The 13,064-nt window shown below is 39.9% G+C and carries 7 protein-coding genes and 1 tRNA gene; 5 read left to right on the top strand and 3 right to left on the bottom strand.

The window, feature by feature from the left end; translation table 11 throughout:
* The first annotated feature begins 11 nt into the window (after positions 1–11).
* The 4 genes from QX565_RS05570 to QX565_RS05555 all read left to right on the top strand — a co-directional run bounded on the left by QX565_RS05570 (position 12) and on the right by QX565_RS05555 (position 6,703).
* Positions 12–1,436 carry a polysaccharide deacetylase family protein gene (locus QX565_RS05570; protein WP_221650028.1) on the top strand — a complete coding sequence of 475 codons (1,425 nt, stop codon included), beginning with the start codon at positions 12–14 and terminating at the stop codon, positions 1,434–1,436.
* An 11-nt stretch (positions 1,437–1,447) separates the two neighbouring features.
* A complete protein-coding gene (locus QX565_RS05565) occupies positions 1,448–2,647 on the top strand; it encodes a glycosyltransferase family 2 protein (protein WP_289291776.1) in 1,200 nt (399 codons plus the stop codon).
* Positions 2,648–2,716: 69 nt separating this feature from the next.
* Positions 2,717–5,365: an ATP-binding protein gene (locus QX565_RS05560; RefSeq protein ID WP_289291774.1), complete on the top strand. Its 2,649-nt coding sequence runs from the start codon at positions 2,717–2,719 to the stop codon at positions 5,363–5,365.
* A gap of 264 nt (positions 5,366–5,629) precedes the next feature.
* Positions 5,630–6,703, top strand: coding sequence for an endonuclease/exonuclease/phosphatase family protein (locus tag QX565_RS05555; RefSeq protein ID WP_289291772.1), 1,074 nt, complete (start codon positions 5,630–5,632; stop codon positions 6,701–6,703).
* Between the two features lie 95 nt (positions 6,704–6,798).
* Here QX565_RS05555 and QX565_RS05550 read toward each other — a convergent pair whose 3' ends face one another.
* The 3 genes from QX565_RS05550 to ettA form a co-directional block, all read right to left on the bottom strand.
* On the bottom strand, positions 6,799–8,184 hold the full coding sequence (locus QX565_RS05550; RefSeq protein ID WP_289291771.1) for a choice-of-anchor J domain-containing protein: 1,386 nt from the start codon (positions 8,182–8,184) through the stop codon (positions 6,799–6,801).
* A 22-nt stretch (positions 8,185–8,206) separates the two neighbouring features.
* Positions 8,207–10,876: a TonB-dependent receptor gene (locus tag QX565_RS05545; RefSeq protein ID WP_289291769.1), complete on the bottom strand. Its 2,670-nt coding sequence runs from the start codon at positions 10,874–10,876 to the stop codon at positions 8,207–8,209.
* Positions 10,877–11,094: 218 nt separating this feature from the next.
* Positions 11,095–12,789 carry an energy-dependent translational throttle protein EttA gene (ettA, locus tag QX565_RS05540; protein ID WP_025866443.1) on the bottom strand — a complete coding sequence of 565 codons (1,695 nt, stop codon included), beginning with the start codon at positions 12,787–12,789 and terminating at the stop codon, positions 11,095–11,097.
* Positions 12,790–12,906: 117 nt separating this feature from the next.
* Here ettA and QX565_RS05535 point away from each other — a divergent pair.
* A tRNA-Lys gene (locus tag QX565_RS05535) sits at positions 12,907–12,979 on the top strand.
* The last annotated feature ends 85 nt before the right edge of the window (positions 12,980–13,064 follow it).

Raw genomic sequence — 13,064 nt, 5'->3', positions numbered from 1 at the left:
ATCGGTAGTTCATGAAACAAAAATTTATTTATCTCATGTTGTCGGTTCTTTCCTTATTCGCAGTATCATGTATCAGGGAGGTAGACTTAACCAGAGGAAATTTAATAGAAGATAAGCCTATTTATCTTTATCCCTTTCAAAATGAAGAGGAAAATATCAAAACGGAAATTTTCATAAAAATAAAGCAGCCTTTGGTACGTAAAAGCTTAAATGCAGAAATTCCTCATTTGAAATATAACAAATCGTGGCTGTTTATGCTCACACAGGATGACTGTAAACAAGCAGCATTTTCTTGTACATGGGCAGCTATTAACGGAAAGCCTTTGACTAATAAATATTATTATAATGTAGGCCATCTTTTATGGAGTGACCTTCCGCCCGATATCTGGTATTTGGAAAAAACACTTGGAAGTACAGACGGAGCTGGCAATGAAATACGCTTTACTCCTACTACTACGCTCAATCCCGACCAAACATGGATGAATGAGAGAACAGAAATCTTCATGTACAATCCAAAGAACCATAATCGTTTTGGTATAAAAAAAGGCCTAGTATGGAACAACGTGCGCGAAATGCTGAATTATGGTTGGGGAATCGCCTTCCATAATCTTGTCGTAAACAATGAAAAAGACGTAAATGCATTGCTAGAACAATACCCTAATGCACAAGACAGTATATTGAAACACCTCAATGGCCGGGGCTGTAAAACACTGGCTGAACCGGATGGCAATAAGGCATATGTAACCGCAGCACTTGAATATCCTCCCATACAAACCATGGTAGCACAGGCAGGAACAGTCAAACTGTACCCTTTTAAAGTGGCAGACGATTTGCACAATGTGTTAATCGAACGCTGGTTTAACGATTCTCCCAACTACTTTAAACCCTTGATCGAGGAACAACTCCAAAAGCCTAAAGAAGAAAGAATGGCTATTTATATCGGAGTACACGGAACAGACTCCGGCTGGGTAAACTTCCTGCTTTGGCTCAATGACAATTATGGTAAAGACGGAGACGACTCCATGTGGTTCCCTTCTCAGGAAGAGTATTATGAATATAATTACTACCGTACTCATGGGGCCGCTCCGCAAATAGAAGTTATAGACGAAACGACCCTGAAACTAACCGTTGACCTACCAAGTGGACAATATTTCTACTACCCGTCTGTCACCATCAATCTAACAGGTCTGAAGAAACAGGATATTGTTTCTATCGAAACAGATAACGCCGTTAGTGGACTGTCATATGCTGACTTTGAAGATAAACTAATGTTAAACATAGACTGCCGGAAGTATCTGACAGAACATGCCACACATTTTGTAGAACAATACGAAAATGATAAAAGCAACGCTTCCAACAAAGCAGATGCCCTTTATTTTGTGAATATGCTTAAAGATTCACAGAAGAAAACAGAATTACTCAACAGAATAAAATAAAGATACTTTATATGAATACTCTTTGGATTGAAATCATCTTTTGGATAGCCCTCTTCATCGTGTTCTACACGTATCTGGGCTATGGTATCGTTCTCTACCTGCTCGTAAAGCTGAAAGAGCTTTTTGTAAAACCAATAAAGCGAAAACTTCCCGAAGACGGTACACTGCCCGAAGTAACGCTGTTTATCACCGCTTTCAACGAAGAAGAAGTGGTGGACGAAAAGATGGAAAATTCTCTCGAACTGGACTATCCAGAGGATAAACTACACATCGTATGGGTGACAGATGGTAGTAATGACGGAACAAACGAACAGCTACGCACTCGTTGGGAAGGAAAAGCCACCGTACTGTTCCAATCCGAACGACAAGGAAAAACTGCTGCGATGAACCGGGGTATGAAGTTGATAAACACGCCTATTGTAGTGTTTACTGATGCCAATACGATGGTAAACCAGGAGGCTATCCGCGAAATCGTACTGGCGTTTGAGGATACACGCGTAGGCTGTGTGGCCGGAGAGAAACGAATTGCCGTACAAACACGGGATGGTGCAGCTGCCGGAGGAGAAGGTATCTACTGGAAATACGAATCAACCCTGAAAGCCTTGGATGCACGACTGTACTCGGCCGTAGGAGCGGCTGGAGAACTGTTTGCCGTACGCCGGGAATTGTTTGAAGAGATGGAGCAGGATACATTACTGGACGACTTCATCCTCTCACTGCGTATTGCCATGCAAGGACATACAATCGCTTATTGTACAGAAGCATACGCTATCGAAAGCGGATCGGCAGATATGCACGAAGAAGAAAAACGAAAAGTACGCATTGCCGCCGGAGGTCTGCAATCTATCTGGAGACTGCGCCCGTTGCTGAATCCGTTCCGCTATGGGATACTGAGTTTCCAATATGTATCGCACCGGGTACTACGATGGTCGCTCACTCCCATACTGTTGTTTCTGTTATTGCCACTCAATGCGCTATTACTGTGTATGGGAACTTCGTGTGAGATATACGGAACGATTCTGATTCTTCAGATATTGTTCTACATTCTGGGACTTTGGGGGTATTACCTGTCAACACGACAGATAAAAAACAAACTGCTGTTTATTCCTTATTATTTTCTTTTTATGAACGTCAATGTACTGAAGGGAATAGGATATCTGAGGAAAAAACGTGGAACCGGTGCGTGGGAAAAGGCTAAAAGAGGGAAATAAATCCTCATAAATCATAATTCAACATCCTCTCATAATTCATGAATCATAAACCATAAATCATAATACCATATGGACAGAACATTGCATGACGCGCAGAACGCCAAAAAAATACTGCAAATCACAGCTGATACAATGATACTGGTAGATCAGGATGGGACTTGCGTAGACATTGATACACACAGTAATCTTTGGTTTCTGCAGGAAGAGAAACTATTGGGAAAAAATATATTTGATTTATTGCCTCTGTACACCCGTCAGAAGCTGGTCCCGATTTTCCGACAGGTTATAGACAAACAAAAAAGTGTTAGCAAAAACTATAAATTAGAATTGGCAGAGGGAACGTATTACTTCAAATGTATCATGTATCCCTATGAGGATAAAGTACTTTGCCAATATCGGGATATCACGGCTCGAAGCAATGTGAAACTACAGCTGGAACGTACCAACCATGAATTAAGAGAGATTCAAAAGGCTGCCCAGATCGGGCAATGGAAATACATCAGTAAAGAACGGATGTTCTATTACTGGGGATACACAGGCATTCTTTGTAAAGAAGAGCAACGTTCTATTCCAATCGAACGTTACTATGAGATGATAGTTGAGGAAGACAGAAATCTCTTTGCCAAATGGCTGGAGAATAATGAAAAAGAAATTAATGAATATAACATAAACTACCGCATCAGCTATGATGGTGAGGTGTGTTATCTGAGAATACAAACGTATACCCGTGAGGAATTGCCCGACGGGACATTCTACATGGAAGGATATGTACAAAATGTGACAGACATACAACGCCACCGAAATGATATAAATACACTTACGCATGCTATCAACAATGCCAAAGAGAGTATCTTTGCCGCTCGGGAAGATGGTACGCTGATATTCGCCAACAGATTATTCAAAGAGAATCACGGAATACCAGAAGAAGATAAATTGAATCTGTATAAGATATACGAGTTGGCAGGTGATATAAACACGATCGAGGACTGGCAGCAGAGATATAAACAAATAAACGAAGGAGGTTGCTGCAACTTTATCGCATACCAGCCGATACCAGGTAACAAGAAGATATTAGCTTTTGAAGGAACAATGTATCATGTGACAAGTGACGAAGGAGAAAGTAGTTACTGGTCGTTCGCACATGATATCACAGAACGCCTGCACTACGAATCGCAGATAAAACGGCTGAACAGTATCATGGATACCACGATGGAGAATCTACCGGCAGGTATTGTGGTCAAAGATGTGAACAGCGATTTTTGCTATGTATACCGTAATCGGGAATCATACAACCGAAATATGAGTTTTGAGAATGAAACCACCGGAATGACTGATTTCGACTACTATCCTCAGGAAGTGGCCGAGCAGAAGCGAAAAGAAGATATGGAGGTTGCTGCCACCGGAAAATGCAAACACTGGGTGACGGAAGAAAAAGATAAGAATGGAAATCTGATTATCCTGGATAAACAGAAAATAAAGGTAGAGGGGAAAGATTTCTCACCGGTTGTCATCAGCATTGAATGGGACATCACGCAACTGGAACTGATGAAACGCGAATTGATGATTTCTAAAGAAAAAGCTGAAACATCGGATAATATGAAGTCAGCTTTTCTGGCAAACATGAGCCACGAAATACGTACCCCACTTAACGCCATCGTAGGATTCTCACGTCTCATAGCAGAAAGCGAAAATGCTGACGAAAGACAAGAGTACTATACCATTGTAGATGCCAATAATGAACGGTTACTTCAACTGATCAATGAGATACTGGATTTATCGAAAATAGAATCGGGCATTGTAGAATTTACTTGTGCCCCTGTAAGGCTGAATGGATTATGTAAGGAGATCCATGATGCACATGTATTTCGCACCCCGCAAGATGTACAACTACTCTACGAGCCTTCAAATGAAGCAATTATTATTGACTCCGACAAGAATCGTATCTTCCAGGTATTATCCAATCTGATAGGAAATGCCTTGAAATTTACAACAGAAGGAAGTATCAGTTATGGATACCGGCAAGAAGGAGAAAGGATAATCTTCCATGTGACGGATACAGGAACAGGTATCGTAGCAGATAAAGTGAACAAAGTATTTGAACGCTTTATGAAACTAAATAGTACGGCACAGGGAACGGGACTCGGACTTTCTATCTGCAAGACAATCATTGAACGGCTGGGCGGAGAGATCTCCGTAACCTCAGAAGTAGGGAAAGGAACAACATTCAGCTTTTGGCTACCTGCAAAAGTCAGTATGAAAACAGAACCACCCACACTGGAAAAAGCACCCTTATCTACAGGTACGGAAGATAACACAGTTACCGTAGAATCACAACCCGGCAATGCCGATAAAGGAACTGATAAACCAAGCATTCTCATCGCTGAAGACACGGACAGTAACTATGATCTGCTGAATGCAATACTGAAAAAGAATTATAATCTGACACGTGCACGAGATGGTATGGAAGTAGTTATGATGTTTGAAGAGGTAAAACCGGACCTGATATTAATGGATATCAAAATGCCTAATCTGAATGGATTGGAGGCTACAAAAATTATTCGCGAACTATCTCCGGACGTACCTATCATCATGCAAAGTGCATTTGCTTATGAGTATGACAGAAATGCCGCTACGGACGCAGGATGTACTGAGTTTATCTCAAAGCCGATAGCACAAGAGAAATTAAAAACAATTATAAAGAAATACTTAAAGAGTTGACAATTGACAGTTGACAATTGACAGTTACTATGTAGGGGGGAAACGTAACCAATTACTCGAGAGGAGGCTGCTCCATAATTACAATGACATATAAACGCACAGTGTAATCTTCTAAACAAATTGAGAAGAAAAAAAATAATTACACCACAAAAGTTTCCCCAAAGCCCCCCCCTCTCAGAAGAGATGAGTAGCACCGTCATACTGCATAGCAACTGTCAACCGTCAACTGTCAATTATCAACTGTCAACTGTCAATTAAACAATTATGGGAAAAAGAGCTGTATTCAAACTATTTTATTGCATATCAATTGTAATAACCTTTATATTGGCAGGTATAACACTGGCAGGAGCTTTCTCCGGTTACGTATCTCCGGATAAATACATCGGCTTTGCCTTTATAGGCCTTGCATTGCCGGTATTATTGCTGATAAATCTTATCGTACTTATCTATTGGGCCGCACGGCTCCGAATATGGCTGCTCATCCCCCTTATCGCCATCCTTGGCAACTGGGCATACTTGAACCGGATTATTCAGCTCTCTTCTCCGGATACAGCTAAAGCCCCACTCACCCTCGCCACCTACAACGTAAATGCTTTTAATGGAGATCAGACCGGATATTCCTGTAAAGAGATAGCCCGCTTCATGGAGGAACAAGGTGTAGATATCCTGTGCATGCAAGAGTTTGGCAGCAATCGCGAGTTCAATGAGGATAGCATAAAACAGGTTCTTTCTGCATGGCCCTACTATTCCATCCCTAAACCAACAGATGGAACATCCATCTTACAGGTAGCTTTGTTCAGCAAATTTCCTATCCAGAATACTGTACTTATAACGCATCCGGACAGCAGAAATTGCAGTATGCAATGCGATATCAGTGTGAATGGAAAAATAATCCGTATCTTCAATAACCATCTCCAGACAACAGAGGTGAGTAGTAACAAACGTATTTTGGAAAAAGAGCTCGCTACGGAGAACACCACCGGTACCGAATATGCAGTTCATAAACTGGCAGCAGGGCTGGAAGAGAATTTTGTGAAACGTGCCGCTCAAGCAGCAGAACTGCATAGGATGATAACCGCTTCCCCCTACCCTACATTAGTATGCGGTGACTTCAACTCACTGCCTTCATCCTATACATATCGCACCATGAAAGGTGATAAACTAAAGGATGGCTTTCAAACCTGCGGACATGGATATATGTACACTTTCCGCTATTTCAAGAAACTGTTGAGGATTGACTATATCCTACACACAAAAGACTTTGAAGGGTTGGATTATTTCTCTCCGGAAGTGGATTATAGCGATCATAAACCAGTGGTGATGAGAATGAAGTTCTGAGAGAAAAACTAATCTTTGAAATACAAGATAAAAGAGAAGAGGCTGCTCCTCAAAAACGGAACAGCCTCTCTTACTTTTAATACTTACATTTTGGTCTACTTCTTAATACCAATATAGATATTATCCAACTGATAAGTAGTGCTAGGTCCAGCACCATCACCGAGATACTTAAATGCAATATAAACCTTTTTATTAGCAAAAGCAGCTAACTCAACAGTATGGTTTGTGAAATCACTATCATAACTACCAGTGGAACTCTTGTCAATAGTAAGTTGTGAGGTTACATCGACCCAGGTTGCAGTACCAAGACTTCCGGTTTCTCCATCGAAATCCTCAGAAACCAGAATTGTCATAGCATCACCATTATAATATCCCAACTTCATATCAAAGTTAAGAATCATATCCTCACGTAAAGAAACAGCAGGAGACACAAGCCAGCTTTCCAGCACACCGGTATGCTTATTAGCCGACTGTTGTGCATAGAAGTTCCCAGAAAATTTTGTCCATCTCCACTTATAAGTACCTTGTACTGTGGCGTTCAACCAGCCTTTTTCAACAAGGTCTGTTTTATCTACCGGATTATTGCCTTCAAAATCTTGATTAACCAGGATGTCTTCACTTGGTTTCTCATATTGCCATTTATCAGTATATCCCTTAAATACAAACTTGTCCGTCTGTTCTACAGTAGTGGTCTCTTCTGCAGTAATCTCTATATTATCCAATTGAACAGTAGTAGTAGCACCATCAGCTGCACCTGAATATTTAAAAGCGACATAAATATTTTTGCCTGCATATGCATCCAAATTCATTTCACCAACAGAAGCCAATGTGCCATATCCATTTGTAGGTTCTGTGGGTAATGTAAACTTATCAGTAATATCAGTCCATGTTGTATTCTTATTAGTTATACTCTGGTTTGTTCCTTGAAAATTTTCAGAAATCAAAACTTGCAAACAATCTCCATTATAGTATCCAACACACATGTCAAATGAAAGCTTATCACCTTTTCCTACTTTATATTTAGGAGAAATAAACCAAGCTACAGAAGTCCCTTCATCACGATTAGCACTTATTGAAGTATAATTATCTCCATTATAACTCTTATTCTGATAAACTTTTTCTCCCGAAGTAGCAACATTCAACCACCCTGGCACTACAGTAGGATCATTTACTATAATATTTCCTTCAAAATCTGCTGCTAACATTTTAACTGGAGCAACAACAGCTAAGTTATAGGTTACCTGAGCTTCTGAACCTTCATCACAAGCATAATAATTTTTATAAAGCCAGGCTGATAATTCTTTTTGTGCTTCTTCCATGCTAGCGAACCCAGCAGTAGAAGGATATGTACCATCGTATGTCAAATTCAATCTAACCAAATCAGTGGGCTGAGGTTCTATAAAACCATCAAATTCGGGAGCATGATCACAAGATCCCAACATAAGCGCCACCGCTACGGTTGCAAATAATATTTTTTTCATATACTATTTCCTTTATTTATTATTAAAATCTAAACTTCAGACTTGTACTCCATGTTCTTCCAAAACCGTAAAATACAGTTGCGTCCTTCCAAGTTGTACGTTCTCCTTCTTTAGCTGTTTTAGCACCGTTATCCTGTGCATCTGTAATATACTGTTCATTGAATAAATTACTAACACTTGCATTCCAGCTAGCATCAATATTACCTAATTTAAAACGATAACTTACATGTCCGTCGAAAACAAAAGCATTAGGTATCTTCCAAGGATCCTGGAAATTATTATCACCGGTAGTTTTAGTCATACTAATATCATAATTAGCATAATTACGTCCATAATAATTTCCATCAATGGAGAAGCGGAGACCTTTAATTAGTTCATATGATACCCCCAAAGCTGCAGTCGTTTGAGCTGAGTTACCTACCTTAATACCTTTCAGATTCATGTTAACTTTAGCATGTTCCGGACTACCAGGTTCTACCACTTGCTTTTGAGCATCTAAAGCTTCGCCATAGCGATTGTACCAATAACCAGTAGCATTACTATTCCAATTCCAATCACCAATAGAAACCATACCGGTTATTTCAAGGCCACGCAATGGTTGAGCTCTGAAATCCAATTCAATACCTTGATGCAAAGCATTCACACCCTGCATATTAATATAAGCACTCTCTTGTGCATCACTTACTGGCTTAACCATTGTACGGTCATTCCATGCTGTACGATAAAGATTTAAATTAGCAGAGAATTTACTGGAAACAAATCCATAACCCAACTCAAATGAAAATACTTTCTCATTCAAACAGTCTTTGTTAGTATTGTTACTGGTATCTTTTGACAAAAATACACTTGAGAAGAAAGGCGTACGAGAATAATAACCAACATTAGCAAAAACGTTATGATGTTCTGTTATATTATAGTTAGCACCACCTTTAAGTCCAAATCCTACTTTAGTAACTGTCTCTGAACGCTCATTACCTGGAGCATAATAAAAACGATCATAACGCCAAAAAGCATTACTGTTAATATTTCCAGACGCAAAAACAGATAATTTATCTATTGAATACTCCAACTGAGCAAAACCACCATACTGAGCAACGAAACCATCATAATCACGTTTAACAACATCTCCTATCTGGAGTTTCTGATTTTGGAAAGCCAAATCATTAGCTCTACCCTCTACATTCTTACGATAATAAGAATCAATATAAAAATCACCTCCGTAAAGATCTACTAATTCATTTGTATGTACACCTTTATAATAGCGTAAATCAATACCAGCCTGCAGTTCTAACCCCTCCCGGAGTTCACGCGTATATGTAGAGACTAATCCATACCACATATGCTCATTCACACTTGAAGACATTGCAGCCAAACTACCATTAGCACTCGCTGCATTAGCTTCCATCAAAGAAGGATAATCAAATGTCCCATCAATCTTACGGTAAAGTGTGTTAGGAATACCATTTGTTGCACCATAAAACCAAGCACTGTTATTACCTTGAGCACTATAACCTCCACCTTTGCCTATTGACATATATAAGGATGAAGAAAGACTTGACTTACTATCAATATTCCATTGATGATTTAATGATATCTGAGGTTTGTGATAGTAATTATAACTTGATCCAGTACGCAATTTTCCATTGATATCAAAACCATATACAGCATTGTATCTTGTTCCGTACTCTTTCTGCTTTGCCCACTCTTCAATTGTCAGTTTATCGTAACGCTTATTATGGGTTTGAGGAGCTCCAGTAGCTGTCAGAGAAAGGCTGTGGCTATCTCCCAATTTCTTAGATACATTCACAAACCAGGAATATGCAGAAAACTCCGCTCCTTTTATATAACCATCACCCCATGTTTTAGAACCCAGAATAGAAAAGGCCCATCCTTTGTTATTCATACCTGTTGATACACTAAATGCAAGTTTGTTATATCCGTCGTTTCCAATTCCGTAAGATACGCTTCCACCCTTTTTTGCATCAGTAGTACGAGTGACAATATTGATAGATCCACCCACTGCAGGAGCCGAAATCTTAGATGCTCCAAGACCTCTCTGAACCTGCATAGAACGCGTTACATCAGATAATCCAGACCAGTTGCTCCAATAAATACCACCCCATTCCATATCATTTACAGGTACACCATTCACCATTACAGCAATATTAGCGGCCTCAAATCCACGTAAATTAATACGTGCTTCGCCATAGCCACCATTATCTTTGGTTGCATATACACCTGGAGTAGACTTTAATATTTCAGGAAACTCTTGGGTTCCAAGTTTTTCTTCTATAAATACCGGATCAATTGTAGAAACTGCCACCGGAGTTTTACGGGCTACAGCAATTGAAGAGGTAATAGTTACATCTCCCAAAACAACCGCATCTGCTTCCAACTTAATCACTCCCAAATCTGCTGAACCTACCTGAGTAATTTTTTTCTTAAAATCCTTGTACCCAAGATATTTTATCACTAAAGTCTCATTCTGACCAACTCTTTGTGTAAAATAACCGTCTAAGTCGGTCACACTACCTTGTGTAGTGCCAGCAACAGTTACGGCTGCACCAATCAATGGATCACCGGTTTCCGCATCAACAACTTGACCTTTCACTGTAGTCTGGGCAAAGGCAGTAGCAGCAGAGCAAACTGTCAGTATTGCAACCAGCAGGAAATGAATTAGATGTCTTCTCATAAATTCTGTTTGTTAGTTAATAGAATTTGTTAATTAATAAATGTTTTGAAGTGCAAATATAATTAATAAGATTTAAAACCACATTACATTTTCATGTCGATTTTTAAGAGTAACAAACATTTTATTGCATTATAAAACACGAGAAGCTCCGCAGTAAAACCACGGAGCTTCCCATTTGAAACTGAAAGCTTTAGAAAGCTTTCAGAATATCATAAATATCAGTCATTAACGAGCTTTCTATAACGAACACGTTTCGGTTCTTCATTACCTAATCGCTTCTGTTTATTCTCTTCATACTCCGAATATGAGCCTTCAAAATAGAACACATTTGAATCTCCTTCAAAAGCAAGAATGTGAGTACAGATACGGTCGAGGAACCAACGGTCATGCGAAATAACAACGGCACATCCTGCAAAGTCTTCAAGACCTTCTTCAAGTGCACGAAGTGTATTCACATCAATATCATTGGTAGGTTCATCGAGAAGAAGCACATTGCCTTCTTCTTTCAATGCAATAGCAAGGTGCAGACGATTACGTTCACCACCTGAAAGCATTCCACAAAGCTTTTCCTGATCAGCACCAGAGAAGTTAAAACGTGAAAGATAAGCACGTGCATTGATATCACGCCCACCCATACGAATCAATTCCGTACCACCGGAAATAACCTGGTAAACGGTCTTATTAGGATCAATATCTTTATGCTGCTGATCTACATAGGCTACCTTTACAGTCTCTCCTACTTCAAACTCACCTTTATCCACGGCATCAAGCCCCATTATCAGACGGAAAAGGGTTGTCTTACCTGCACCATTAGGACCGATAATACCTACAATACCATTAGGAGGAAGCATGAAATTAAGATCATCAAAGAGCAACTTATCACCATAAGCCTTAGCCACATGTTTAGCTTCGATCACCTTATTTCCCAAACGAGGACCATTGGGAATAAATATCTCAAGTTTCTCTTCTTTCTCTTTTACATCCTCGTTCAGTAGCTTATCATAAGAATTCAGACGAGCTTTACCTTTAGCCTGACGTGCTTTAGGAGCCATACGCACCCAATCCAGCTCACGCTCAAGTGTTTTGCGACGTTTGCTCGCTGTCTTTTCTTCCATCTCCATACGTTTGGTTTTCTGTTCAAGCCAACTGGAATAGTTACCTTTCCAGGGGATACCTTCACCACGATCCAGTTCAAGAATCCATCCGGCTACATGATCAAGGAAGTAACGGTCATGTGTTACGGCGATTACCGTACCTTCATATTGTTGCAAGTGTTGTTCAAGCCAATCGATAGACTCAGCATCAAGGTGGTTGGTAGGCTCATCAAGAAGAAGGATATCCGGCTTCTGTAGCAACAGGCGACAAAGTGCTACACGACGGCGTTCACCACCTGACAGATTTTCCACTAATTGATCTTCCGGGGGACAACGAAGAGCATCCATAGCACGTTCCAACTTACTATCCAGATTCCAGGCATCAGTAGCATCAATAATATCCTGTAATTCTCCCTGACGGGCAAAGAGCAGATCCATTTTATCCTGGTCTTCATAATACTCGGGCAAACCAAACTTCTGGTTGATCTCTTCGTATTCGTTCAGCGCATCAACAATGGGTTGTACCCCTTCCATCACGATTTCTTTCACCGTTTTCGTATTATCCAAATAGGGTTCCTGAGCCAGATAGCCAACCGAATACCCCGGTGAAAAGACTACCTCACCCTGATAGGATTTTTCCAGTCCGGCAATAATCTTCAGCAAAGTCGATTTACCCGATCCGTTGAGACCAATGATACCAATCTTTGCTCCATAGAAGAAGGATAGGTAAATATTTTTTAAAACCTGTTTATTATTCTGGAAGGATTTACTCACTCCCACCATTGAGAAAATAATCTTTTTATCGTCTACTGTTGCCATATTATATAATAATGTGTAAAATGTAATTTGGTACAAAGATAAGAAAAAATATTAGATTTTCTTTGGCAGTTAAAAAAATCCCTCTATCTTTGCACCCGCTTAACAGCAATAAGGATTGATTCGCTAGCTCAGCAGGTAGAGCACAACACTTTTAATGTTGGGGTCCTGGGTTCGAGCCCCAGGCGGATCACATAAGAACAAAGCCAAACGGCGACAAAAAAGAGACAAGTCCTACAATATCAACGTATTGTAGGACTTTTTTTATTGTTTCAGTC

It is taken from the genome of Bacteroides sp. 41_26 (assembly GCF_949740115.1).
GTDB lineage: Bacteria > Bacteroidota > Bacteroidia > Bacteroidales > Bacteroidaceae > Bacteroides > Bacteroides nordii.
The sequence above is the reverse complement of the archived record's forward strand: the minus strand, read 5'-3'. Positions and strand labels throughout refer to the sequence as shown.